At 72.6% G+C, this 23,828-nt stretch carries 20 protein-coding genes and 1 tRNA gene; 12 read left to right on the top strand and 9 right to left on the bottom strand.

Annotation, left to right across the window (positions count from 1 at the left end):
- Window positions 1-526: 526 nt before the first annotated feature.
- The 7 genes from BLW43_RS15860 to BLW43_RS15835 form a co-directional block, all read right to left on the bottom strand.
- Window positions 527-1,960: a glycosyltransferase family 39 protein gene (locus BLW43_RS15860; protein WP_093254917.1), complete on the bottom strand. Its 1,434-nt coding sequence runs from the start codon at window positions 1,958-1,960 to the stop codon at window positions 527-529.
- Window positions 1,929-2,252 carry a lipid-A-disaccharide synthase N-terminal domain-containing protein gene (locus tag BLW43_RS15855; protein WP_093254915.1) on the bottom strand — a complete coding sequence of 108 codons (324 nt, stop codon included), beginning with the start codon at window positions 2,250-2,252 and terminating at the stop codon, window positions 1,929-1,931. The genes BLW43_RS15860 and BLW43_RS15855 overlap by 32 nt, the downstream gene beginning before the upstream one ends.
- Window positions 2,245-3,066 carry a glycosyltransferase family 2 protein gene (locus BLW43_RS15850; RefSeq protein ID WP_093254914.1) on the bottom strand — a complete coding sequence of 274 codons (822 nt, stop codon included), beginning with the start codon at window positions 3,064-3,066 and terminating at the stop codon, window positions 2,245-2,247. Before BLW43_RS15850 ends, BLW43_RS15855 begins: the two co-directional genes overlap by 8 nt.
- Complete coding sequence (locus tag BLW43_RS15845; RefSeq protein ID WP_093254912.1) at window positions 3,020-3,955, bottom strand: phosphatase PAP2 family protein; 936 nt, start codon at window positions 3,953-3,955, stop codon at window positions 3,020-3,022. Before BLW43_RS15845 ends, BLW43_RS15850 begins: the two co-directional genes overlap by 47 nt.
- On the bottom strand, window positions 3,945-5,630 hold the full coding sequence (locus tag BLW43_RS15840; RefSeq protein WP_093254911.1) for an ArnT family glycosyltransferase: 1,686 nt from the start codon (window positions 5,628-5,630) through the stop codon (window positions 3,945-3,947). Before BLW43_RS15840 ends, BLW43_RS15845 begins: the two co-directional genes overlap by 11 nt.
- 890 nt (window positions 5,631-6,520) lie before the next feature.
- Complete coding sequence (locus BLW43_RS22985) at window positions 6,521-6,838, bottom strand: hypothetical protein (protein WP_139284092.1); 318 nt, start codon at window positions 6,836-6,838, stop codon at window positions 6,521-6,523.
- 27 nt (window positions 6,839-6,865) lie between these two features.
- Window positions 6,866-8,257 carry a M20 family metallopeptidase gene (locus BLW43_RS15835; protein WP_093254909.1) on the bottom strand — a complete coding sequence of 464 codons (1,392 nt, stop codon included), beginning with the start codon at window positions 8,255-8,257 and terminating at the stop codon, window positions 6,866-6,868.
- A gap of 415 nt (window positions 8,258-8,672) precedes the next feature.
- Here BLW43_RS15835 and BLW43_RS15830 point away from each other — a divergent pair, with 415 nt between their 5' ends.
- On the top strand, window positions 8,673-10,343 hold the full coding sequence (locus tag BLW43_RS15830; RefSeq protein ID WP_093254907.1) for a BCCT family transporter: 1,671 nt from the start codon (window positions 8,673-8,675) through the stop codon (window positions 10,341-10,343).
- 24 nt (window positions 10,344-10,367) lie between these two features.
- Here the strand turns inward: BLW43_RS15830 and BLW43_RS15825 are convergent, their stop codons facing one another.
- Window positions 10,368-11,264, bottom strand: a complete 897-nt coding sequence (locus tag BLW43_RS15825; protein WP_175478946.1) for a LysR substrate-binding domain-containing protein — start codon at window positions 11,262-11,264, stop codon at window positions 10,368-10,370.
- 139 nt (window positions 11,265-11,403) lie between these two features.
- Here BLW43_RS15825 and BLW43_RS15820 point away from each other — a divergent pair, with 139 nt between their 5' ends.
- The 6 genes from BLW43_RS15820 to BLW43_RS15795 all read left to right on the top strand — a co-directional run bounded on the left by BLW43_RS15820 (window position 11,404) and on the right by BLW43_RS15795 (window position 17,844).
- Window positions 11,404-12,666, top strand: coding sequence for an aromatic ring-hydroxylating oxygenase subunit alpha (locus BLW43_RS15820; protein ID WP_093254957.1), 1,263 nt, complete (start codon window positions 11,404-11,406; stop codon window positions 12,664-12,666).
- Window positions 12,663-13,700: an FAD-binding oxidoreductase gene (locus BLW43_RS15815; RefSeq protein WP_093254903.1), complete on the top strand. Its 1,038-nt coding sequence runs from the start codon at window positions 12,663-12,665 to the stop codon at window positions 13,698-13,700. Before BLW43_RS15820 ends, BLW43_RS15815 begins: the two co-directional genes overlap by 4 nt.
- A 184-nt stretch (window positions 13,701-13,884) precedes the next feature.
- Window positions 13,885-15,924 (top strand): NADH:flavin oxidoreductase, encoded by a 2,040-nt coding sequence (locus tag BLW43_RS15810; protein WP_093254902.1) that lies wholly within the window; start codon window positions 13,885-13,887, stop codon window positions 15,922-15,924.
- Between the two features lie 60 nt (window positions 15,925-15,984).
- Window positions 15,985-16,836, top strand: coding sequence for a PAS domain-containing protein (locus BLW43_RS15805; RefSeq protein WP_093254900.1), 852 nt, complete (start codon window positions 15,985-15,987; stop codon window positions 16,834-16,836).
- A 117-nt stretch (window positions 16,837-16,953) separates the two neighbouring features.
- Window positions 16,954-17,517: an elongation factor P gene (gene efp / locus BLW43_RS15800; protein ID WP_093254899.1), complete on the top strand. Its 564-nt coding sequence runs from the start codon at window positions 16,954-16,956 to the stop codon at window positions 17,515-17,517.
- A gap of 254 nt (window positions 17,518-17,771) precedes the next feature.
- Window positions 17,772-17,844: transfer RNA gene (locus BLW43_RS15795), tRNA-Thr, on the top strand.
- A gap of 9 nt (window positions 17,845-17,853) precedes the next feature.
- On the opposite strand, the gene BLW43_RS15790 is transcribed toward BLW43_RS15795, so the two are convergent.
- A complete protein-coding gene (locus tag BLW43_RS15790) occupies window positions 17,854-18,729 on the bottom strand; it encodes a tetratricopeptide repeat protein (protein ID WP_093254898.1) in 876 nt (291 codons plus the stop codon).
- Between the two features lie 148 nt (window positions 18,730-18,877).
- Between BLW43_RS15790 and BLW43_RS15785 the strand changes: the two genes are divergently transcribed.
- From BLW43_RS15785 to BLW43_RS15765, 5 genes are all read left to right on the top strand, one after another.
- The gene (locus tag BLW43_RS15785; protein ID WP_175478945.1) at window positions 18,878-19,846 is read left to right on the top strand and encodes a DMT family transporter; all 969 of its coding nucleotides are present in this window, start codon (window positions 18,878-18,880) and stop codon (window positions 19,844-19,846) included.
- Window positions 19,847-20,103: 257 nt separating this feature from the next.
- The gene (gene speD / locus BLW43_RS15780) at window positions 20,104-20,604 is read left to right on the top strand and encodes an adenosylmethionine decarboxylase (protein WP_093254896.1); all 501 of its coding nucleotides are present in this window, start codon (window positions 20,104-20,106) and stop codon (window positions 20,602-20,604) included.
- A 254-nt stretch (window positions 20,605-20,858) separates the two neighbouring features.
- A complete protein-coding gene (locus tag BLW43_RS15775; RefSeq protein ID WP_093254895.1) occupies window positions 20,859-22,715 on the top strand; it encodes a cation:proton antiporter in 1,857 nt (618 codons plus the stop codon).
- Entirely contained in the window at window positions 22,712-23,359 is a 648-nt protein-coding gene (locus BLW43_RS15770; protein ID WP_245731080.1) for a hypothetical protein, read from the top strand. The genes BLW43_RS15775 and BLW43_RS15770 overlap by 4 nt, the downstream gene beginning before the upstream one ends.
- Window positions 23,356-23,826 (top strand): GNAT family N-acetyltransferase, encoded by a 471-nt coding sequence (locus BLW43_RS15765; protein WP_093254894.1) that lies wholly within the window; start codon window positions 23,356-23,358, stop codon window positions 23,824-23,826. Before BLW43_RS15770 ends, BLW43_RS15765 begins: the two co-directional genes overlap by 4 nt.
- Window positions 23,827-23,828: the final 2 nt, after the last annotated feature.

Here is a 23,828-nt window from a genome sequence, read left to right as displayed (position 1 = left end):
CGCTACAGCGTTTCGTGTCGATGCATTCCGGCGTCCGCAACGGTTTCGTCCCCATCGCCCGCCGCCGTCGCTCCGCCCAAGCCACCCGCTGCCATTGCCTCGAAGCATTCGGCGCCTGGCGTGAAGCAGCAGGGATCGAAACCTGATTGGCCCAAGTCGCGCCTCTCTGCGTCCACCCGCCGTTAACGTGACAACACCGGCGCTGGAGCGTCGCCGTCGTCAGCCTCGTCAGGACGAAGGCGAGCCGCGCGGGCGACCGCGAGACCAGCTTGCAGAGGAGCCTGCCAGAGGAGCCTGCCAGAGGAGCCTGCCAGAGGAGCCTGAGCGTCCCGAGCCAGGGATCGGCGCCTGGGGGGAAGCCCGTTCCGTCTCAGAACAGAACGACCGACCGGACATCGGGCGCCGCGGCGCGATGAACGGCGCGAGCGCGAGAAAGCCCGTCCCGCACAGGAGCGTCGCAAGCCGCCGGAACAGGATGCCGGAAGCGGTCGCCGCGGCGGTTGCGGGAGCGGCTACGAAGGAGCGGTCATGGGCCGGCCTCCAGAAGGGTCAGGCCGGGCGCGCGCGTTCCCATGAACGGCTGCGCGGCGGGAGGGGGGAGCGGGACGGCGCGCCAGCCTTGCGGCGGTGGGCCCGCTTCGCCCAGCGTCGCCCAGAGGACGGCGCCGCCCGCGTCGGGCGTCGGCGGCGGCGCAAGATCCCAGCCGTGTCGGGGCGGACCGTCTCTCGGCGCGGCGGCGACGGCCGGTCCCGCCTCGCGCAGGCCGTGGGTAAGCGCGGCGAGCAGGGCGCGGTTGTCCGCCAGCACCAGCGTCGCGCCCGCGGCCGCCGCCCGGGCGCCGACCTCGTCGGCGTAGGCCTGCTGGCCGAGCACGCGGGCGAAGGCGGGCAGGCCGCGCGGACCGGGTATCGCGTAGGGCGCCGCCGCGGCCAGCGGCAGGGCGAGCGAGACTGCGCAGGCCAGTCCGAAGGAGGTCGCCATTGCGCCGCGACCCCAGCGCGCAAGCTCCGCCGCAGCCATCGGCGTCGCGGCGACGAAGGCCGCGGCGGCCCAGTTGGCGTTGGCCCCGGCCCGCAGCGCCTGCAGCGCCACGATCAGCAGGATCGGCGCGGAGAACCAGAACAGCGGGCCCCGCGGCGACCGCCACGCGGCGACGAGCCAGGCCGCGAACAGCAGCGGCCCCATCACGCCGAACTGCGCGCCGACGAAGGCCGCGAGCGCGCCGGGACGCAGCCCCTCCGAGGCGCCGGCGTTGGACGCGGTGTGGCTCAGCGTCACGGCGTCATGGGCGAGGTTCCACAGCAGGTTCGGCGCCAGCGCCGCCGCCGCCGCCGCCAGCGCCAGCGCCGCGTCTCGCGGCCGTGGCCGGCCCCCGGGGTCGGCCAACGCCCAGAGCACGGCGCAGGGGATGGCGTAGAGCGCGGCGTACTTCCCCAGCGCCGCCAGCCCCAGCGCCGCGCCCGCAGCCAGCGCCGTCGCCGCCGAGGGCCGCGCGACCGTGCGCAGCCACAGCAGCAGCGCCAGCGCGAGCGCCGGCAGCATCGCGGCGTCCGTGGCGATCACCTGCGCCCCGAACGCCACGCCGGGCATTGTCAGCCAGGCGAGCCCCGCCAGCAGCCCGGTCCGCGCGTCGAGCGCCTGCGCCCCGAGCGCCCCGACCGCCACCGCGGCCAGCGACTGCAGCACGGGCGCCGCGGCGCGCACATGGAAGGGATCGGCGGCGCCGCCGAGCTCGGTCGCCGCGCGGATGATCCAGGCGACCAGCGGCGGCTTGGAGAAGTAGCCGCCCGCAATCTCGCGACTCCAGGTCCAGTACTGCGCCTCGTCAACGAACAGGTCGGTTCCGTTCGCCGCCAGCAGCGCCAGCCGCAGCGCCGCCGCGGCCGCCGCGACGACCGCCAGCAGCGCAAGCGGCGACAGCGCCGCCTCAACCCGCGCGAACGCTGCGCTTCTCGGCATTGATCAGCCAGATGTTGCGGGCGTAGATCGCGAAACCCATCGACTGGCCCAGGATGAACACCGGATCGCCGCGGTGGATCGCGTAGGCCAGCAGGACCGCCGCCCCGGCGATCGACAGCCACCAGAACACGACCGGGACCACAGACCGGCCGGCGCGCTCGGAGGCCGCCCACTGCAGCAGGAAGCGGGCGCTGAAGATCAGCTGCCCGCCGAGCCCGATCATCACCCACAGGAATTCGGTCAGGGTGTCCACGCCGAGCAGGGCGTAGAGCTGGGGCGCTATGTCAGCCATTGGCGGTTCCGGTCAGGCTGGTGGTCGCGGCAGGCGCGTCCTCGGGGCGCGCGCGATCTGCGCGGGGGAGATCGACGAGCGCGCGGCGCGCGGGGGCGGAGCGGCGGCGGCGACGCAGCAGCCACCAGACGCCGAAGAGGTCCAGCGCGCCGACCAGGGCGCGGTCGATCTGGCCGTATTTCGACTTGCCTGCGCCGCGGGGGCGATGCCCGACCCCGACATGGCGCACCTCCCAGCCGTCGGCCAGAAACAGCGCGGGCAGGAACCTGTGCATGTGGTCGAAGACCGGCAGGTCGAGGAAGGTCGCGCGCGGGAAGGCCTTGAGCCCGCAGCCGGTGTCGGGCGAGCCGTCGCGCAGCAGCGCGCGGCGCAGAAGGTTCGCAGCGCGGGAGGCCAGCCGCCTCACCGCCCCGTCGCGCCGCCGCGCCCGCACGCCGCAGACAAGGCCGAGGTCGGCGGGGCGGTCCGCGGCGAGGAAGGGCGCGAGCAGCCTCGGGATCTCCGCCGGCGGGTTCTGGCCGTCGCCGTCGAGCGTGGCGATCAGCGGCGCCTCCGCCGCGCGCACGCCGCTGACCAGCGCGGCGGATTGGCCGAAGCTGCCCGGGTGCCGCACCACGCGCAGCCAGGGGTTGGCCGCCTGCGCCTGCGCCAGCATCTCCTGGGTCGCGTCGGTCGAGCCGTCGTCGACCAGCACCGCCTCGAACGGCCCGATCGGGGCGCAGGCGACGCGGATCTCCTCGACCAGGGCGGCGACCGCCCCGGCCTCGTCACGCATCGGCGCGACGACGGCGAACAAGGGCGCGGTGGAGCGCATGGAGGGTCTCCTGCGGAAGGGGGCGGGCGCGCCGAAGCGCGGCGGCGGCGAGGACGAAGGCGGCGTGCAGGCCTGCCCGGGCCTCTGACGGGGCGGCGGCCATTGCGACGGGCAGCCCGCGGGCGGTGAAGATGCGCGCAAGGTCGTGGGCGCGGCGGTGGCGGAGCGCGGCGCCGGCGACGACGTCGGTCAGGCGGTGCGCGCCGCCCGCGGCGGGGCTCGTCGCGCCCCGGTCCGTGACGGCGACCAAGGCCGGCCGCCAGCGCGGCGCGATCAGCAGAGCAGCCGTCCGCGCGAACACCGTCACGGCGTGGCAGGAGGGCGGGCTGTCGAGCCTGAAGTCGAAGGCGAGCGGCTCGGGGTGATTGTCCCTGATGCTGTCGGCGAACTCGGGCCGCGCCCGGCCGACGGCGCGCATGAGCGGCGCCGCGACCGTCCCGAGTCCCGCCACGCGGGCCGGCGTGCGCAACGCCCGCCGCGGGGCTGGCGCGACCGCGTGCGCGCCTCCCGACGCGGCCTCATGCGCCGGCCCGAGCCTCAGCCCGAGTCCCAGTCCCATCCAGAGCCCCGACCCGTGCGCCGCGGCTCGCCCGGGCGCGGCGCGATGGGCGGCCCGATGTGCTGCGACGAGGGCGGTGACGAGGCAGGCGGCGATCATCCAGCCGCTGTTCCCGATCCCGGTCGCTGCGCGCCGGAACCAGACCAGCGCCGGGTCCGCCGCGTGGAGATGGGCCGGTGGTGGCGGGTCCAGCAAGGCGAACGCGAACAGTCCTGCCGAGCACAGTCCCGCGGAGCACAGTCCCGCGGAGCACAGTCCCGCCGAGCACAGGGCCGCCAGCGCCACGGCCCGGCGGTCCGTCTCCGTCGCGCGGCGCGCCTCAGCCGTCACAGGGCGCGTCCTCCCGGCCGTCGTAGAGGGTCAGCGCCACTTGCCGCCCGTTGGAGTAGTTGAAGCCCGACACCGCCGCCCGCGCCGTCGCCTCCGGATGGACCGCGAGGAAGGCGGCCGCCTCGCGCGCGCCGATCCAGGCGAGGCCCGCCCGCCCCTCCGACACGGCCGCCGCGGCGCCGCCGCCGTCGGTCAAGAGCGTGGCCGTGCCGAGGTGGAAGACCGCGCTCGGCTCCCGGTAGGTGGTCAGCGCCACCGGCCGCGCGTCGCCGCAGCGCCAGCGCGCGGTCGCCTCGGCCATGGCGGGCGCCGGGAAGGCCATGGTCAGCGCCGGCAGGGCGAACTGCAGCACCGCCGCCGCTCCAAGCAGCGCCGCGCCGCCCGCCGCCGGCGCGAAGGCCGCGAGCCGCCAGCCCGCCAGCGCCCGCGCCGCCGCCACCGCCGCGACCGCCGCAGCCGCGCCGAGGATCAGCCCTCCGGTCGATGGCGCCCCGGTCAGAATCAATGGCCCCAGCGTCGCCGCCCCCGCCAGCGCCGCAGCCGGGACCGCCCAGAGCGAAACCATCACGGCGCGCGCGCGCGGGCCGGGATCTGGCAGCCCGCGCAGCGCCGCCGCGGCCAGCAGCAGCGCCAGCGCGGGATAGGCGGGCAGGACGTAGTGGGGCAGCTTGGTCGGCGTCAGCTCGAACACGATCCAGGTCGCCGCGGCCCAGCCGATCAGCAGCGCCGTCGCGGGCTCCGCCCGAGCGCGCCAGACCGCCGGCGCGGCGACCGGCAGCAGCACCGCCCACGGCCAGAAGGCGACCAGCGCGACCAGCGTGTGATAGCCGGGAGGAGCGCCGTGGCTCTCCTGCCCCGCGACGGCCTTGGCCAGCAGATCGCGGCCGACGCTGTCGGACCAGAAGCCGCCGTCGGAGATGAGGGTGATCGCGATCAGCCAGGGCGCCGCGACCGCCAGCGCCAGCGGCAGGCCCCAGAGCGGCCGCACCCTGCGCAGCGGCGCCCAGGACCGCGCCGCGATCGCCGCGCCGGCCAGCCCGCCCGCAACCGGGATGAGGATGATCGGCCCCTTGATCATGAGCCCCGCCCCCACGGCGAGCCAGAGCAGCGCCGCCCAGCGTCGCGGATCGCCCCGCCCGAGATGGATGCGCGCGAGCGCCCCGAGCGCGGCGACGCAGGTCATCAGCAGCAGGGCGTCGGTCTTGGCCAGCCGCGCCTCCGCCGCCAGCAGGATCGTCGCCGCCAATCCCGCGCCCGCCAGCAGCGCCGCCTGCCGTCCCACCAGCGCCGAGCCCGCCCAGACCGTCAGCGCGACCGCCCCCGCCGCGGCGAGCCAGGACGGCGCGCGGTAGGCGCCGATGGGCGCGTCGGCCCCGCCGGCCACCGAGGCTGCGGCCGCCTGCGCCCAGTAGGCCAGCGCAGGCTTGTTGTGGCGCGCGCTCTCCTGGAAGCGGATGTCCACGAAGTCGCCGCTCTCCAGCATCTGCCTGCTCGCCTGGGCGAAGCGCGCCTCGTCGCGGTCGGTGACAGGCAGCGCGTGCTGGCCGGGGAGAAACGCCAGCAGCGCCAACAGGAAGGCCGCCAGCGCAAGGCGTCCTGACGACGTCGAATCCGAAAACAGGCGCGCGACGATCGTCTCGCGCCCGAACCGGCGTTTCTGAACGGCGTCAAGCATTTGCAGGCTACTCTTGTACTTAAGGCGTCACAAGATGCAGCGGTGCTAAAACAAAAACATGACAGGTTCAAGGAAAAACGCCCAATATTGTGTCAATTCAGCGACCTTTCGGACGTCGCGGTCGGAGCCGCCTCTCCGGCGCCCGGCTTCGGCCGTTCGCGGAACGCGCGCCGCAGGGGCGTCAACGCAGGCCGAACGACTCGAGACGCCGAACAGATCCCATGACGCGCGAAGACGCATGCTCGAGGCGGCGGCGCCCCGCCCTCGTTCTCGCGGCGATCCGGCTGACCGGCTGTGCGACGGGCGCTTCCGGGATCGGGGGTCTCAGGGCATGTCCGCCCGTCGTGGAGCACAGCCCGGAGTTCACGGCGCGGGCGGCCGGGTAGCCGGCTCCGCCGCCGGAGGGCTCGGCCTTTGTCGGGGTGCTTGGCCGACGACGAAGAGATGCGCAATCAGGCGCGCCGGCGCGAAACGATGTTCCGACGGCTGTTTCGAACGGCAACCGGGGCGAGTCCACGATCCTGAACAATGCTTCCGCAACTCTGCTCTGGCGCGTCCCTCTGGCGCGTCCCTCTGGCGCGTCGCCGCGCGCGAAGGCCGGACGACTGCGGGAAAGGTCGGTGCACGGGTGGGGGCGGCGTGGACGATCGAAGGGATCGCAGGGAGCGCAAAACCCGGCGCACGGTGACGCCCTATGCCTCTACGGGCGTCGCGTCCGCAGGATTCTCGACCGGCTCAGGGCCCTTTCGCGCGGCGGGGGGCGGGAGGGCGCTCGAAGGGCCGGCGCTCGAGGGTCGGGCTGGCGAGGCCGGCGGTGTCGATCTCGCGCATCCGCTCGGGCGGAAGCCAGGGCGCGGCGTGAGGCGGGGAAACGCCCGCGCGACGTCAAGTCAACGGCGTGCGCGGCGCCGCTGTCGGCCCCGCGCCACGCGCCGCCCGGCGGTGACGCCGCGTTCGCCCATCACCGCGCCGTCGCCACCACCAACAGCGTGTTGTCGGGGCCGCCGGACATCACGGGTGTGCCGAACATCGAGGCGTTGAGGATCACCCCGCCAGGCGCCGCCTGCCGTAGTCGATCGGCGCGCCGATGCGGCCCGCAGCGCCGCGCCCTCCGCCCAGGTCGGCCGCTCGAAGTCGGCGCGCGTCGCGGGCGCGGCCGTGCGGTCGGATGCGAGACGCCCGACCGGCAGGGCCGTGCGCTGCGCCATGCCGCGCTTTCCTTGCCGACCCGGCGCTCACCGACCCGGAACGCCGGGTTCGCCCAGATCCCACCAGAGGCCGGCCATCATGCCCAGGCCCTCGCGCAGGATCGGCTTCAGCGCATGCTCGTCGGGCGCGTGCTGCGAGCAGCCGGCGTAGGAGTGCGGAACCCAGATGGTCGGCATCCCCAGCACATGCGCGAACTCCTCGTTGGGAAGGGAGCCGCCCAGATTGGGCAGCAGCGCGGGCCGCCGCCCCGTGGTGCGCGCGACCGAGGCCGCCGCCCATTGCGCCCAGGGGTCGTCGGGGTCGAGCCGGGTGGCGGTGAAGTGGTTGCGCTCGGTCTCGCGCACCTCGACCATGTCGAAGCCGTGCGCGTCGAACCAGCGGCGCAGCGCCGGCGCAACGTCGTCGCGGTCTGTCCCCACCACGAAGCGCAGCTGCACGCGGGCCGAGGCGCGGGGCTGGATGGCGTTCACCGGGCGCTCGGGCTCGCCGCAGACATAGGCCAGAACGCAGAACGAGTTCCAGCCGAAAACCTTCTCCGCCGCGGTCAGCCCCGGCTCGCCCCAGCCGGCGTCGATGGCCGGTCCTTCGGCGGGGGCCTCGATCTCAAGGTCCGCCAGCGCGGCGCGCACCGAGTTGCTCAGGCTGTCGGGCCGCCATTCCGGAATGCGGATGGCGCCGTTTGCGTCGGTGACGCAGGCCAGCGCATGGGCGAGGATCAGGCCGGGATCGGCCAGCAGCCCGCCCCAGTTGCCGGAATGATGCGCGCCCTCGCGCAGGTCGACGCTCAGATCCATCGTGACGCCGCCGCGCGCGCCGAAGAACAGCGTCGGCCGGTCGGCGCCGAGCCGCGGCCCGTCCGACGCGATCAGCACGTCGGCCGTCAGCGCCTCCCGCTCGGCCCTGAACAGCGCGCCGAGGCCGGGCGAGCCCGTCTCCTCGCCGGTCTCGATCACGACGCGGATGTTGAAGCCGAGCCGCCCCCGCGCCGCCAGCACCGCCTCCAGCGCCGTCAGGTTGACGAGGTGCTGGCCCTTGTTGTCGGCGGTCCCGCGCCCGTAGAGGCGGTCTCCCTCCTCCGTCAGAACCCAGGGCGAGAGGCCCTCCCGCCACCGGTCCTCCTGCGCCATCACCGTGTCGCCGTGGCCGTAGGTGAGGACGGTTGGCAGGTCGTCGCCCTCGCGTCGCTCGGCGATGAGAAAGGGGCCGGCGCCCTCGATCGGGTTCGCGACGATGCGGCACGCGAAGCCGAGAGCCTCCAGCCGCGGCCGCATTGCCTCCTCCAGATAGCGCGCCAGCGCGGGCGCGCCGCGCGGGTGCTGGCTTTCGGTGGGGATCGCGACGAGGCGGGCGAGCTCGGCGACGAAGTCGCCGCTGTCTAGCGTCGACTGCGCGGCGGAGATGGCGTCCGATCGGGTCATGGGCGTGTCCGGGAACTGGCGTGGCGCAGGCGGTTGAGACTGGCTCAGCGCCGGCGCCGGGGCAACCGCGACCCTGGGCGGCGCGCGGGGCGCCGCGCCGCGGCGCAGACCCCGTGGGCGGGACCGGCGGATGCCGTCGGAGCCGTTCCGTATATTCCTGAATTATCGTGTAATAACCTGTGGTTCGCTTTCATTTCCGCAGTCCAGATCGGCGTTGAAGCGCCATGCATGCCAACATCGGCTTTTGAATTTCGAAGAGATAGGCTAGGTTGATCCTCTCATCACGGCGACGTCATCCGAATTGACGGTCTCCGAGCAGGTTTCGGCGTTCCTGAGCCGACAATATTTGCGCGCGGGTGCAGTCCGCGGGCGCAAGTCAGCGCGTGTCGTCCGACCGGCGCTGGAAAGGAAAGACATGCCGATCAAGCCGCCCGTCACCGAGCTTCCGATCAACGTTGCGCAGCAGGGTTTCTACGAGGGTTTCACCAAGGACGTGACCATCACGGGCAAGCTCGCGGTGGGCGCGCTTATCTTCTGGGCCATCGCGTTTCCGGCCCATGCGGCGTCAGTGCTCCAGGCGGTCAACGGCATGATCCTTGCGACGTTCAGCTACTGGTACGTCTACGCCATGGCCTTCTTCATGCTGCTGTGTTTCGGCCTCGCACTTGCGCCGGTTTCGGGCAAGCTGCGGCTCGGGCTCGACGACGACAGGCCCGAGTTCTCCAACTTCTCGTGGTTCTCGATGATGTTCGGGGCCGGCATCGGCATCGGCATGCTGACCTTCGCGACGGCCGAGCCGATGTATCATTTCGCCAGCAATCCGGCGACGATCATGGGGCTGACAGAGGGCGGCGCGGCGAACAACGTGCGCGACGCCTATATCTGGTCCTTCACGCACTGGGGCTTCGCGGCCTGGGCCGCCTACGCCGTCGTGGGGCTGTCGCTGGCCTATTTCTGCTACCGCCGCAGCCTGCCGCTCACGATCCGCAGCGCGCTGACGCCGCTGTTCGGCAAGATGCTCTCCGGCCCCCTCGGCCATGTCGTCGACGTCGTGGCGGTGGTCGCGACCGTGCTGGGCGTCGCGCAGACGCTCGGCTTCGGCGTGGAGCAGTTCATCGCCGGGCTCGCGCGCATCGGCGTCGGCGACTGGCTCTACGCGACCGGTCCGGACGGCGAGACGTCGTCTTCGACGCTGGCGATCATCCTCGCGCTGGTGGTGATCATGGGGGCCTCGACGCTCTCGGCGCTCTCCGGCGTCGGCAAGGGCATCAAGTGGCTCTCCAACCTCAACATGGGGCTCAGCTTCTTCCTGCTGGCCTTCTTCCTGATCTTCGGGTCGACCTTTTTCGGCCTCACCGCGCTGTTCGTGGGCATGTTCGACTACGTCCTCTCGATCCCGGGCACGCTGTTCACGGTGTGGACGCGCGACGGCGCCGAGGTCGGCGACGCGCTGGCGAACTGGCAGGGCGGCTGGACGATCTTCTACTGGGCCTGGTGGATCGCGTTCGCGCCCTTCGTCGGCCTTTTTCTCGCGCGCATCTCGAAGGGGCGGACAGTGCGCGAGTATGTCCTTGGCGCCATGATCATCCCTTCGGTGATGTGCTTCGTGTGGTTCGCGCTCGTCGGCGGCACCGCGATCGACCTCGAGCTCAGCGGTGTGGCGGGCGGGGCGATCTCGGGCGCCGACCAGTCCGACCAGCTCTTCGCGATGCTCGCGGTGATGCTGGACGACGGGCTGGCGCTGCTCATGTCGATCATCGTGGTGGTGCTGCTGCTGACCTACCTCGTGACCTCCGCCGACAGCGCGGTGCTGATCATCAACACGATCAACGCCGCCGGCGACGAGGGCCCCAAGGCGCGGATGCACATCCTGTTCTGGGGTGCGGCGCTGGCGCTGGTGGTCGGCGGGCTGATCCTCGCCGGCGGGCTCGGCGCGATCCGCACGGCGATGGTGATCGGGGCGCTGCCGTTCAGCTTCGTCATGGTGCTGATGGGCCTTGCGCTGATCAAGGCGATCTACCGCGACAGCCTGCGTCTCAGGCACGGTCTGCCGACGACGCATGCGGCCGTCGTGGCGGCGGAGTAGCCGCCGCGCTTCCCGGAGTCGGGCTCAGCCCTCCTCCGAGAAGCGGCTTGCGAGCCAGTCGGTGAAGGCCAGCGCGGCCGGCTTGCGGGCGCGCACAAGGGGCGTGACGGCGCAGAAGGCCTCGGGCGGCGCCGCCTCCGCCGCCCCCAGCCGCACGAGGCGGCCGTCCTCCAGCAGCTGCCCGAGCAGCATGCCCCAGCCGAGCGCCACGCCCTGCCCGTCCACCGCCGCATAGACCGCGTCGGTGTAGGTGCTGAAGCGCAGCGCGCCGTCCTCCGAGAGTCGCCCGACGCCGGCGAGGGCGCTCCAGCGCCGCCAGCTCAGCCAGCTCGCGTCGGGCCCCTCGGCGCCGATCAGCGGCAGGTCGCCGAGCCGCGCGCCGGCGATCTGCGCGGCGAAGCCGGGCGAGCACACCGGAAACACCGCGTCGGCGCGCATCGCCTGCACCTCGCCGTCTGGGAAGGGCGGCTCGCTGTAGCGGATCAGCACGTCGACGCCGCCGGCGCGCAGGTCCATCTTGGCGTCCTGGCTCAGCACGCGGATCTTCACGCCGGGGTGCTCGGCGCGGAAGGTCGAGAGCCGCGGCAGCAGCCAGAAATGCGAGAACGCGACCGTGGCGGCGACCGTCAGCGCCTCGGTCAGCTCGGGGCGGCGGATCACCTCGATCGCGTCGGCGATGCGCTCGAAGCCGTGGGCGACCGCCGCCGCCAGCACCGCGCCGGAGGGCGTGAGGTCGACCCGCCGGTGGCCGCGCACGAAAAGCTCCACCCGCAGCTCCTCCTCCAGCAGCCGGATCTGGCGCGACACGGCGGCCTGGGTGACGCCGAGTTCGCGCGCCGCCAGCGTGAAGCCGCCCAGCCGCGCGGCGGCCTCGAAGGTCGCGAGCTGGCCCAGCGAGGGCAGAAGTCGCCGAAACGACACATTGGCCTCCGGAAACGACACGCATAACCATGGGTCATGCTACACGGCATATTTTATGGGATTGCGAAGCCCCTTGCATCAGCGGATTTATGGCGTGGCGAGCGCCGCAGCGGCCCTCGCCAGACTCAGGATGCACGCCATGCTCGACGCCAGCGCCCCGCTCGCCTCATCGATTTCCGATCTTCTCCGGCTCCGCACGCCCAACCACACCCTGCCGGCGCCGCTCTACACCGGGCAGGCGGCGTTCGACGCCGACATGCAGGCGATCTTCCACGGCGAATGGATCTGCGTGGGCGTCAGCGGCGACGCGCCCGAGGAGGGCGACGTCTATGTGGTGGACGTCGGCCGGACGTCGGTGGCGATCGTGCGCGACGACGACATGGGTCTGCGCGCCTTCCACAACGTCTGCCGCCACCGCGGGGCGCGGCTGCTGCCGGCGGGCCGCTCCACCGTCGGCAAGCTGGTCTGCCCCTACCACCAGTGGACCTACGAGCTGACCGGCGAGCTGATCGACGCGCCGCACATGGGCTCGGCCTTCGACCGCGCGACCCACAACCTCAAGCCGGTGCACCTGCGCGCCATCGAGGGGCTGCTCTTCATCTGCCTCGCCGACGCGGCGCCGGCCGACATCGAGGAGATCGCGGCGATCCTGGGGCCGCGGCTCGCGCCCTACGGCCTCGCCGACGCCAAGGTGGCGCACGAGACCGAGCTGGTGGAGCTGGGCAACTGGAAGCTCACCATGGAGAACAACCGCGAGTGCTATCACTGCGCGGGCAACCACCCCGAACTCTCCGCCACTTTCGTCTCCGCCGATTTCGGCTATGATCCGCAGGCGCTGAGCGCGGAGGATCTCGCCGCGGCCGAGGCCCACAACGCCCGCTTCTGCGCCACGACCGAGGCCTGGGAGGCCGAGGGCTGGCCCTCGCGCATGGTCGATCGCACCCGCGGCTTCGCGACCATGCTGCGCACCCAGCGGCTGATCATGGGCTCCGGCGGCGAAAGCCAAACGCCGGACGGCAAGATCGCCTGCACGAAGCTGATGGGGAGCATGGACCGGCTCGACCTCGGCGACACCCATGCCTGGATGTCGAACATGTGGAGCCACTTCATGGCCGACCACGGCCTGCTGTTTCTCGTGTTCCCGCTCTCGCCCGACCGGACGCTGGTGCGCACCAAGTGGCTGGTGAACAGGGACGCCCGCGAAGGCCTCGACTACCAGCTCGACCGGCTGACCGCCGTGTGGATCGCCACCAACGCGCAGGACGCCCATCTGGTCGCGCTCGCCCATCAGGGCGCGCTGGACGCGGGCTATGTTCCCGGCCCCTATTCGACCTTCACCGAGACGACGCTTGACGACTACATCACCTGGTATGTCGAGCGGATGCAGGCCCACGGCTGGTGAGCGTCGTCGCCTTCAACCTCGCCGAGGTCGAACCCTGGGTCGGCGAGGACTGGGGCAGGCTGATCTGCCGCGCGGCCTGGGACGAGACGCCCGACGTCCGCAGCTTCCTGCTGGCGCCCGAGAAGCCCGGTCGCATCCCCTTCGCGCCAGGCCAGTTCATGACCTTCCGCGCCGAGATCGACGGCGCGCAGGCGCAGCGCAGCTACACGATCTCCAGCTCGGCGGCGGTCGAGCGCTCGGTGACGATCACGGTCAAGCGCAAGCCGGGCGGCGTCTTCTCGGGCTGGCTGCACCGCACGCTCGAGCCCGGCGGCGCCATCGACGCCATGGGGCCGGCGGGCGGCTTCGGGCTCGACCGGCCGGGTGAGAAGTGGCTGATGGTCTCGGCAGGGTCGGGCGTGACGCCGATGGCCTCCTCGCTGCGCACCTGCGGCGATCTCGGGCTTGATGTCGACGTCGTCCACGTCCACTGCGCGCGCACGCTGGCGGACGTCATCTACGCCGAGGAGTGGCCGTGGCTGCCGCGCCGCCTGCCGCGCATGCGCACGGAGGTCGTCCCCTCGGACGGCGGGCGCGGGCGGCTGGACGCGGAGAAACTCGCGTCGCTCGTCCCGGACATGGCCGAGCGACGCGTGCTGTGCTGCGGACCGGAAGGCTTCATGGCCGACGTGAGGGCGTGGTGCCTCGCGGCAGGAGTGGCCGAGGAGGCCTTTGCGCAGGAGAGTTTCGACTTCTCCGAACCCGAGCCCGCGCTGGTCGCGGAGAGCGCGCCGACGCGGCGCGTGACGTTCGCGAAGTCGGGCTGGAGCTTCGAGGTGGCGGAGGGGCGCACGATTCTGGCGGCGGCGCGGCTGGCGGGCGCGCCGATGCCGGCCTCCTGCGCCAAGGGCATGTGCGGGACGTGCAAGACGCCCAAGCTCTCGGGCGAGGTGGCGATGACCCATCAGGGCGGCATCCGCCAGCGCGAGATCGACCGCGGGCTGATCCTGCCCTGCTGCGCCTACGCGCTGACCGACGTGACGCTCGACCGCTGAGGCTGCGGGGCAGGCCGACCGACGCCCTCACCCCGGCCCTCTCCCGCAGGCGGGAGAGGGGGCGACATCCCCGCGGCCGGCGCGACGAAGACCAGAGGCGCCGTCCGCGCCGCTCGCGCCCCATCTCCCGCCTGCGGGAGAGGGCCGGGGTGAGGGAGGGGGCGCGAGGAACGGGAGAGAGACCATGCTCGACGCGCGCCCCAAGGCCGACCCGCTGCTCCAGCCCTACGCGCTTAAGCATCTGACCCTGCGCAACCGGCTGATCTCGACCGCGCATGAGCCCGCCTACACCGAGGGCGGGCTGCCGAAGGACCGCTACCGCCTCTACCATGTGGAGAAGGCGAAGGGCGGCATCGGCATGACCATGATCGGCGGCTCGGCCTGCGTGGCGCCCGACAGTCCGCAGGCCTTCGGCAACATCGAGCTGTGGCGCGACGAATGCGTGGACTGGCTCGCGCGGCTCGCGGAGGACGTCCACGCCCACGGCGCGGCGGTGATGATCCAGATCACCCATCTCGGTCGGCGCGGGACCTGGGCCAAGGGCGAATGGCTGCCGCTGCTGGCGCCCTCGCACATCCGCGAGCCCGCGCACCGCGCCTTTCCAAAGGCGATGGAGGACTGGGACGTGGAGCGCGTCGTGACCGCCTACGCCGACGCGGCGGAGAAGGTGCAGGCCGCCGGGCTCGATGGCTTCGAGCTGGAATGCTACGGCCACCTGATCGACCAGTTCTGGTCGCCGCTCACCAACCGTCGCGACGACGCCCTCGGCGGCGACCTCGACGGCCGCATGGCGTTCGGAAACCGCGTGATCGAGGCGATCCGCAAGCGCGTCGGCCCCGATTTCATCGTCGGCGCCCGCATGGTGTGCGACGAGCAGCAAGACGGTGGGATCGACAGGCGCGAAGGGCTGGAGATCGCGCGTCGTCTGGCGGCCTCCGGCGCCATCGACTTCATCAACGTCATCCGCGGCCATATCGACACCGAGGAGGGCCTCAGCCGCGTCATCCCCGGCATGGGCGAGCGCTCCGGCCCGCATCTCGACTTCGCGGGCGAGGTGCGCGAGGCGGCGCGGATCACCACCATGCACGCCAGCCGCATTCAGGACGTTGCGACCGCGCGCCACGCCGTCGAGGCCGGCAAGCTCGACCTCGTGGGCATGACGCGCGCCCACATGGCCGACCCGCACATCGTGCGGAAGATCATGGCGGGGCTGGAGGCCGAGATCAGGCCCTGCGTCGGCATGGGCTACTGCATCGACAGCATCTACCAGGGCGAGGCGGTGTGCATCCACAACCCCGCGACCGGCCGCGAGGCGACGATGCCCCATGTCATCTCGCGCTCGGAGGGGCCGCGGCGCAAGGTCGTGGTGGTCGGCGCCGGACCCGGCGGGCTGGAGGCGGCGCGGGTCGCGGCGGCGCGCGGCCACTCGGTCACGCTGTTAGAGGCCGCCGACGAGCCGGGCGGGCAGGTTCGGCTGACGGCGGCGCTGAAGCGGCGACGCGAAATCCTCGGGATCATCGACTGGCGCGTGGCGGAATGCGCGCGGCGCGGCGTGGACATGCGGCTGAACGCCTGGGCCGAGGCGGAGGACGTCCTGGCGGAAGGCCCGGACGTCGCGATCATCGCGACCGGCGGTCTGCCCTGCACCGGTTTCCTGAGCGAGGGCGAAGAACTCGCCACGACCTCGTGGGACATCCTCTCCGGCGCCGCCAAGCCCGCGCGCGAGGTGCTGGTGTTCGACGACAACGGCGCCCATGCCGGCCTGACCGTGGCGGAGTTCCTCGCCGAGGCCGGGTCGCGGGTGGAGATCGTCACGCCTGAGCGCACCCTCGGTCCCGATGTCGGCGGCACCTCGTTCCCGCCCTATTTCCGCGCCTTCTCGCGCCATGGCGTGCGCGCGACGCTGAACCTGCGGCTGCGCGGGGTGCGGCGCGAGGGCAACCGCCTGCGCGCGCTGCTCTGGGACGAGTATGGCGAGGCGACGGTGGAGCGGGAGGTCGATCAGGTCGTCGTGGAGCACGGCGCGACCCCGCTCGATGACCTCTACTTCGCGCTGAAGGACGGCTCGTCCAACCGCGGCGCGGTGGCGATGGAGGCTTTCCGCGAAGGCCGGGCGCAGCCGCTGGCGGAGGGCTTCGCGCTCTTCCGGATCGGCGACGCGGTCGCCAGCCGCAACATCCACGCCGCGGTTTACGACGCGTTGCGCCTGACAAACGCTCTCTGATGGCGCACTCTTGCGGCGGGGCGCGCGTTTCAGCCCCGCGCTTTCAGGAACTGGCCGCCGATGAGCCGGGATGACGAGGGTCTGGATGTTGCGCGCGCGTTCGCCCCGGCGTTCCTGGCCCAGGGCCGGATGCCGCCCTTCGTGCGCTGGTCCCCCGCCGATCTCGAACTCGCCCATCCGGTCCTCGCGCGCTTCGCCGGCAACCTGCGCGACGCGGCCGACGCGCAAGGCAGGCTGTGGCGCCGATCCATCGACGTGAAGACGTTCTCCGGCGTGCGCGACTGGCTCATGCTGCTGGAGCGCGACGACCCCGCCAGCGACCTGCGATACCGCCACTACGGGCCCGGCATCGCCGACCATTTCGGGCGGGACATGACCGGCCAGACCGTCAGGATGTTCGGCGGCCACATCTCGGATTTCTTCGAGGCGCTCTACGCCGAGGCGGGGCGCCGGCGCGAGATCGTGCTCAGCGTGCACGAACCGCCAGCGGGGGTGTTCGTGTCGCGCTGGCGGCGGCTGCTCGCGCCGCTGCTCGACGAGGACGGGACGGTTAACGCCTTCGCCGGGGTGAACATCCCGGAAAACGACCTGCGCGCAGGGCTCGACATCGTGCCGGACCCGGTTCTGGTGGCCGACGGCGCCCAGAGGCTGCACTACATGAACCGCTCCGCCCGCGATCTCTTCGGTCTCGCGCGGTTTGAGACGCCGCGGCTCACGATTCTGGAGGCGACCGGCGTGGAGCTGGACCTTGCCGCCACGCCGGAGGAGATGGTGGGCCGCAACGCCGTGACGGACAGCGTCCACTTCACCTTCAACGGCGCGATCGCGCAGCGCTGCATGGTCACGACCAGCGGAGTCGCGTTGCGCGGCCGGTGCTACTATGTCGTCATGGTGCGCCTGCTCGACGCATGACGCGGCGCCGGACCTCTCGAACCGGGAGCCGTGGCGCTGCTTGCCGCACCGCCGGACCGGGGCTATAGGCGGGCGCGACGCGCCATCGTTGCGCCCGTTTCCGCGAGAGGTTCGACCATGGCCAAGATTAACGGCAACGAAATCCGCCCCGGCAACATTCTGGAGCATGACGGCGGTCTCTGGATCGCGGTCAAGACCGATCATGTGAAGCCCGGCAAGGGCGGCGCCTTCGCGCAGGTCGAGCTCAAGAACATCCGTGACGGCCGCAAGCTGAACGAGCGGTTCCGCTCCGCCGACAAGGTCGAGCGCGTGCGCCTTGAGCAGAAGGACCAGCAGTTCCTGTATCAGCAGGAGGACATGCTGGTGTTCATGGACGCGGAGACGTTCGAGCAGATCGAGCTGCCGGCCGACATCCTCGGCGACCGGCGGCCTTTCCTGCAGGACGGGATGACCGTCACGATCGAGTATCACGAGGCCGAGGCGCTCAGCGCGGCCCTGCCGGAGAAGGTGATCTGCGAGATCGCCGAGACGGAGCCGGTCGTGAAGGGCCAGACGGCGGCCAACAGCTTCAAGCCCGCGACCCTCGACAACGGCGTGCGCGTGATGGTGCCGCCCTTCGTCGGCGCAGGCGAGCGCATCGTGGTCAACACCGAGACCTTCGAATACGTCGAGCGCGCCTGAAGCGGTCGGGACGCGCTCCGGCGCCGCCAGCCGCGCCGGCGACATGCAAGGCCGCGTTCCGAGCCCGCCGCCGTGCGGACCTGCGGCGCCCCCTGCGCGCATCTCCGCCGTCGCATCGTCCATTCGTCGGATGCGGCGCGCCGCGTCGTGGATGAGCGGAGCTCCGCGCAATCGCGGACGCCGCGTGTCCCTGCGCCCGTCCCGAAGCACGCCGCGCTTGATGGGCGCCGCGGCGCCGGGTAGAGGAGCCGCAGGCCGGTGTAGCTCAGTTGGTAGAGCAGCGCTCTTGTAAAGCGAAGGCCGGGGGTTCGAGTCCCTCCACCGGCGCCGTCGCCCTCACTTGCCCATGGAGAGCACGCGCGCGTTCAGCGCCTCGGATCTGTGGCCGAGGTTCCACGCGCGCAGATACGCCTCGTCCGCCTCGGGTCGCCTGCCCAGCCGGTCGAGGATGGCGCCCCGCTCGAGTTCGGGCTGCGGCCATTCCGGCCGCAGGGCGACCACGCGCGCGAGTTCCTGCAGCGCGGCCTCCGGCTCCCGGTCTGCGAGCAGACGCGCGCGATAGAGCCGCGCCGCGGCGTCGTCGGGGTCTTCGCGGGTCAGCGCGCCGAGCACGGCCGACGCCTCGACCTCCCGCCCGAGCACGCCGAGGGCCAGCGCGCGGTTGTAGCGCAGGGCCCGGTCCGACGGTCGCCGCGAGAGCGCGCGATCGAAGTCCTCAAGCGCGCCGCCCGGGTTTCCGGCGCGCAGCCGGAACGCGCCGCGCCCGGCACGCATGTCGGGGTCGGACGGCGCGGCGTCCACGGCGCGGTTCCAGTCCACCGCAGCCTCGCCGATGCGCCCCAGCGCGGCGTTGGCGTCCGCGCGGCCGGCGTGGCCGAGCGCCGCGCCCGGCGACAGGCTCAGCGCGCCGTCATAGGCGGCCAGGGCGCCTTCGGCGTCGCCGAGCTCCAGCAGCGCCGCGCCGAGATTGAGCGCCGCCGCCGCCCGCTGCGAGCGCGTGATGTCCTCCGCCGCCATGGCGCGGGAGCAGGTCCGCACGAGCTCCGCGGCGCTGACGCCGCGCTGGCCGCAGACCGACAGGAAGGTCGCGCCCTGGGCGAGCGCGCCGCTCCCGCCGGCAAGGAGAAAAGCGGATGCGAAGGCCGCGCGCGCCGCCGCTGCGGCCCAGCGTCGAAGCGCCGTCGGCGGAGTGTTGCTGAGAGTTTCGACCATGCGGGGAGTATGGGCGCCGCGCGGCGGATCACAAGGCGTCGCCCCTGCGCGCGCCCGACGCCCTGTCGCCGCGCGCCGCGCCCTCGGGCTTGACCGCGGCCGTCAATCCGGCCGAGCGTCTGCTTCGCCATCGAGGAGAACGTGGACCATGCCAGCCGCTCCCGTTAAAGCGCAGGGCGCCGCCGACGCGGCGCTCGCGGCGAACCTGCGCGGCGCGGGCTGGATGCTGCTATCGGTGCTCGGGGCCACCGGGATGACGGTGTTCGTGCGTCAGCTGACGCCGGAGCTGCACACCTCCATGATCGCCTTCCTGCGCTCGGTGGTGGGGCTGCTGTTCCTCGCCCCCCTGCTGCTGCGGAGCAAGGCGGATGCGCGGCCGCGCATTCCCTCGCCGTTCTCGCTGAAGCGGCCCGGCCTGCACCTGATCCGGGGGCTGCTCATCGCGGTCGCCATCAATCTGGGCTTCTACGCGATCTGGACGCTGCCGCTGGCGATGGCGACGATCCTCTTCTTCCTGGCGCCGGTCTTCTCGACGATGCTGGCGCCGGCGATGGTGGGTGAGCATGTCGGCCTGCGGCGCTGGGTTGCGGTCGGCGTCGGCTTTCTCGGCGCGCTGGTGGTGCTGCGGCCGGGCTTCGCGGCGTTCGAGATCGGCGCCGCCGCCGCCGTCGCGTCGTCGCTCTGCTTCGCGCTGGCGCTGCTGATCGGCAAGATCGCCGCGCGGGCCGACGGCGCCAACGCCGTGTTTGCGACGTCCGGCATTCTCAGCGCGGTGATGACCCTGCCGCTGGCCCTGCCGTTCTGGGAGCTGCCCTCCGCGGGCTGGGTCTGGTTCACGCTGGCGCTGCTGGCGGCGGCCTCCTCGCTGCGGGGCTACGCCGACATCCGCGCGCTGGCGGCGGCCGAGGCGAGCTTCGTCGCGCCGGTCAGCTACCTCCGTCTGCCAGCCGCGGCCCTGGCGGGATGGGCGCTCTTCGGCGAAACCGTGGACGGCTGGACATGGGCGGGCGCGACCATCGTCGTCGGCGCCGCGCTCTTCATCGCGCTGCGCGAGCGCGCGCTCGGCAGGGCGTCGCGCCGCGCCGCCGCCGCGGGACCGCCGGCTCTGGGCGGCTGAGCCGAGACGGGCCGCCCGAGGACCATGCCGCGAACCATGCGGAGAAACATGCGTGCGCCGCCGCGGCTGCGCATGAATGTTCCGGGCGCGCCGCGATCGGCGCAGCAAGCTTTTTTTCTGATTGCGCCGCCAAACCTTCACTTGATCGATGCGGGCGGAATCGGTATCTCCGCCAGTACAGGGTCGCCGATCCCAACCCCGCTCATGGGGGGGCGCTAAGGGACCGCTGGGATCGTCTACTGGTAGGGGAGGCCGCCATGGATACGGCGCACCTCTTCCGACTGGGGATGGACCTGGAGACAGGCGCCACCCATGAGGGAGAAAACACGATCGAGGATCGTGGTGCAGACATTGTTGTTCGCGACGTTTTCGACGCGGACCGCGAGGATCACTTCATCCGTCGGGATGGCAGGACGTTTGCGGGCACGCATCTCATCATCGAGGTGGTGCGCGGAACCGGCTTGGACGACGAGATGCGAATCCAGCAGGCGTTCCGCGACTGCGTGACCGCCTGCGGCGCGACGCTGCTGCACATCCACACCCACAAGTTCTCGCCGCAGGGCGTGAGCGGCGTGGCGGTGCTGGCCGAGAGCCACATCAGCGTCCACACTTGGCCGGAGATCGGTTACGGTGCGTTCGACGTGTTCATGTGCGGCGACGCCCAGCCCTGGAAGGCCGTCGACATCCTGCGCGACGCGTTCTCGGCCGAGGATGTGCGGGTCAACGAACTGCTGCGCGGAGATGGCCTCGTCGAGTGACGGGGCGGCGAGGCGCCTGCGGGCGCCGCCACGCCTCTGAGATTTGCGCCCCGTCGGCCTGCGCCGGCGGGGCGTTTTCGTCGGATCAACCTTTTCGCCCTCCGGCGCGTTTCGGCTTCGCGTCCGCCCAGACGCAAGGGGCCGCGCGCCGGCCTCCCTGCGTCCGCGCGAACGCCGGCCGGCCGCGTCAATCTCGGGACGGCGCCCTTGCATGCGCAGCCGGGTTCGAGATTGTGGTCACAAAGGGGGCGTCCATGGAAGAAGCCGGTCTGATCGAGAAGCTGGTCCTGATCGCCGCGCTCGCGGTCGCGGCGCAGTGGTTGGCGTGGCGCGTGAAGGCGCCGGGCATCGTGTTCCTGGCCGCCGCCGGCCTGATCGCGGGGCCGGGGCTGGGGCTGGTCGATCCGGAGCAGGATTTCGGCGACCTGATGCAGCCGATGATCAGCCTTGCGGTGGCGATCATCCTGTTCGAGGGCGGTCTGCACCTGCGTCTCTCCGATCTGCGCGAGGTCGGGCCTGGCGTCTGGCGGCTCGTCTTCATCGGGGCCCCGCTTTCCTGGGCGGGGGCGGCGCTGGCCGGCGTCTACATCATGGAGCTCTCATGGCCCACGGCGCTGCTGTTCGGCGGCATCCTCGTCGTCACCGGCCCCACCGTCATCATGCCGCTGCTGCGGCAGGCGCGGCTTCACCATGAGCCCGCCGCCCTGCTGAAATGGGAGGGCATCGTCAACGACCCCGTCGGCGCGATGCTGGCGGTGATCGTCTTCGAGATCGCGACGCTGGCGGCGGTGGGCGCGCCGGGCCTGCTCGGCGAAGGCGTGATCGGGGACGGCCGGCTGGGCGAGGAGGGGCTGGCCGTGCGCGAGGTGCTGCTGACGCTCGGCGCGGTCGCCGCGTCGGCCGCGCTCGGCCACCTGCTGGGGCGCGGCATCAGCAAGGCGATCCACCTCGGGCTGACGCCGGAGTTCATCAAGGGGCCGCTGGTGCTGGCCGCGGCGCTTGTGGCGTTCCTGCTGGCCAATCTGATGCAGAAGGAGGCCGGGCTCGTCGCCGTCACCGTCCTGGGGGTGACGCTCGCCAACACCGGGCTGGCGGAGATCGACCAGGTGAGGCGGCTGAAGGAATACGTCACGGTCCTGCTCGTATCGGGCCTCTTCGTGGTCCTGAGCGCTACCCTCGACCCCGCCGCGCTGCTGGCGCTGGGCTGGCCGGCCGTCGGCTTTCTCGCCGTGCTGATGTTCGTCGTCCGCCCGGTGAGCGTGTTCGTCGCCACGATCGGCGCGGGGCTGGGCTGGCGGGTGCGCCTGCTGGCGGCCTGGGTGGCGCCGCGCGGCATCGTCGCCGTCGCCGTCTCGGGGCTCTTCGGCGGGCTGATGGTTCAGGCCGGCTACGAGGACGCCGAGGCGCTCACGCCGCTCGCCTTCGCCGTCGTCTTCGCCACCGTCATCGCGCACGGCTTCACGCTGCGCCCGCTGGCGCAGTGGCTGGGGCTGGCGAGCGGGCCTGAGCATGGCGTGCTGATCGTCGGGGCCGGGCCCTGGTCGTCCGCGCTCGCCGCGGCGCTGGCGCAGGCCGGCGCGCCGGTGCTCATGGCGGACCACAACCCCTATCGCCTGCGCGCCGGGCGCCGCACGAAGGGCGTCAGCGTCTACGCCGGCGAGATCCTGTCGGAGCTGGCCGGCGAGCGGGTGGACCTCGGCGCCTATCAGCGCCTGCTCGCGCTGAGCGACGACGACGCCTACAACGCGCTGGTCTGCTCGCAGTTCGGGCCGGAGCTCGGGGCGCGCAACACCGTCCAGCTCGCCAGCCACCGCACCGCCGACGGGGAGGGCCTGCGCCCCGCCGCGCGCGGCCGGGTGCTGATGGGCGACGGCTGGGACAGCGAGGCGCTCGCCGCGCGCCTGCGCGCCGGATGGCGCCTCGCCCTGCTCGAGCCCGGCGAGCGCGCCGGCGTCCCCGAGGCGTCTGGCGAGGACGCACCGGTTGTCGTGGCGAAGGTCTCCTCCTCCGGCGCCGTCTCCTTCGCGCTTGGGGACACGCCGCTCAAGCTCTTGGAGAAGGACCGCGCGATCATGTTCATGAAGAAAACGGCGTTGGAGAAGGCCGCGTGACCGCGGAGACGCCGCGGGCGCGGCTGAGCAGGCTGCCGGGCGATCCCGTCCCGCTGATCGGGCACAACCAGGGGCCGCCGCTCGACCCGGGGCGCAGCTGGCGCGCCCATTGCTGGCGGACGGCGCGCGCCGCGCTGGTCCCGCGCCTGCCGATCGAGGTTATCCGGCGGCGCGTGCTGCGGGCGCAGGAGCTGGGGCTCGCCTATCCCGCCTACGCCTCGATCCTGCTCGGCTCGGGGCGCGACGTCGTGGCCTTCCTGTTCACCGCCGAGGCGCTGGCCCTGCGGCTGACGCGGACCGTCGCCCTGCCGGCGGACCGGGTCGAGAAGCTGCGCGGGCTCGCGCGCTGCGACCGCCTGCTGCTGACCGGCCCCGACCATGATCCCGCCGCCATGGCCGGCGCGCTGGCCGCGGCGCATGGCGTGGCGTTTCGCGGCGCCGGCCGCGGCCCGGCGGAGACGGCGTCGCAGGCGGAGGGCCGCCGCGCCCTGCGCGCGGTGCTGGACCCGCTGCGCCTGCCGGGCGATGCGGTGGTCGTGGTCGGCGCGCGCGCCTGCGAGCGCGACTGGGCCGAAGCCGCGCGGATGGCCGCGTTCCTCTCGGCTCAGGCCTATTTCGAGCAGCCGGCGGCGGCTGCGCGATGAGCGGAACCGTCGCCCCGACGGTCGCGCCCTGGCGCGTGGAGAGCCCCGAGGCGCTGGCGCTCATCGCCCAGAGCGAGGCGGAGCTGGCCGCCATCTACCCGGCGGAGGTGCGCTTCGCGTTCTCCCCGCAGGAGCTTGTCGCGGCGAAGGTCCGCTTCGTGGTGGCGTGGCTCGACGGCGCCCCCGCCGGCTGCGGCGGCGTGGCGCCGCTGGAGGGCTATGGCGAACTCAAGCGCATCTTCACGACGCGCGCGGCGCGCGGGCGCGGGGTCGGCCGCGCCGTGGTCACGGCGCTGGAGGCCGAGGCCCTGTCGCTCGGCCTGCCGCTGGCGCGTCTGGAGACGGGCCATCTCAGCCCAGAGGCGATCAGCCTCTACACCGCGCTCGGCTATGCGCTGCGCGGCCCGTTCGGCGACTATGCCGAGAACGGCTCGAGCGTCTTCATGGAGAAGCGGCTGGCGCCCTGAAC

It is taken from the genome of Rubrimonas cliftonensis (assembly GCF_900107585.1).
GTDB lineage: Bacteria > Pseudomonadota > Alphaproteobacteria > Rhodobacterales > Rhodobacteraceae > Rubrimonas > Rubrimonas cliftonensis.
This window is presented reverse-complemented; position numbering and strand designations above follow the sequence as displayed.

Excerpts from the sequence above, each read along its gene's own strand:
- BLW43_RS15860 (WP_093254917.1), bottom strand. The coding sequence starts at position 1,960 with ATGCCGAGAAGCGCAGCGTTCGCGCGGGTTGAGGCGGCGCTGTCGCCG.
- BLW43_RS15855 (WP_093254915.1), bottom strand. The coding sequence starts at position 2,252 with ATGGCTGACATAGCGCCCCAGCTCTACGCCCTGCTCGGCGTGGACACC.
- BLW43_RS15850 (WP_093254914.1), bottom strand. The coding sequence starts at position 3,066 with ATGCGCTCCACCGCGCCCTTGTTCGCCGTCGTCGCGCCGATGCGTGAC.
- BLW43_RS15840 (WP_093254911.1), bottom strand. The coding sequence starts at position 5,630 with ATGCTTGACGCCGTTCAGAAACGCCGGTTCGGGCGCGAGACGATCGTC.
- BLW43_RS22985 (WP_139284092.1), bottom strand. The coding sequence starts at position 6,838 with ATGGCGCAGCGCACGGCCCTGCCGGTCGGGCGTCTCGCATCCGACCGC.
- BLW43_RS15835 (WP_093254909.1), bottom strand. The coding sequence starts at position 8,257 with ATGACCCGATCGGACGCCATCTCCGCCGCGCAGTCGACGCTAGACAGC.
- BLW43_RS15830 (WP_093254907.1), top strand. The coding sequence starts at position 8,673 with ATGCCGATCAAGCCGCCCGTCACCGAGCTTCCGATCAACGTTGCGCAG.
- BLW43_RS15820 (WP_093254957.1), top strand. The coding sequence starts at position 11,404 with ATGCTCGACGCCAGCGCCCCGCTCGCCTCATCGATTTCCGATCTTCTC.
- BLW43_RS15810 (WP_093254902.1), top strand. The coding sequence starts at position 13,885 with ATGCTCGACGCGCGCCCCAAGGCCGACCCGCTGCTCCAGCCCTACGCG.
- BLW43_RS15805 (WP_093254900.1), top strand. The coding sequence starts at position 15,985 with ATGAGCCGGGATGACGAGGGTCTGGATGTTGCGCGCGCGTTCGCCCCG.
- efp (WP_093254899.1), top strand. The coding sequence starts at position 16,954 with ATGGCCAAGATTAACGGCAACGAAATCCGCCCCGGCAACATTCTGGAG.
- BLW43_RS15790 (WP_093254898.1), bottom strand. The coding sequence starts at position 18,729 with ATGGTCGAAACTCTCAGCAACACTCCGCCGACGGCGCTTCGACGCTGG.
- BLW43_RS15785 (WP_175478945.1), top strand. The coding sequence starts at position 18,878 with ATGCCAGCCGCTCCCGTTAAAGCGCAGGGCGCCGCCGACGCGGCGCTC.
- speD (WP_093254896.1), top strand. The coding sequence starts at position 20,104 with ATGGATACGGCGCACCTCTTCCGACTGGGGATGGACCTGGAGACAGGC.
- BLW43_RS15775 (WP_093254895.1), top strand. The coding sequence starts at position 20,859 with ATGGAAGAAGCCGGTCTGATCGAGAAGCTGGTCCTGATCGCCGCGCTC.
- BLW43_RS15765 (WP_093254894.1), top strand. The coding sequence starts at position 23,356 with ATGAGCGGAACCGTCGCCCCGACGGTCGCGCCCTGGCGCGTGGAGAGC.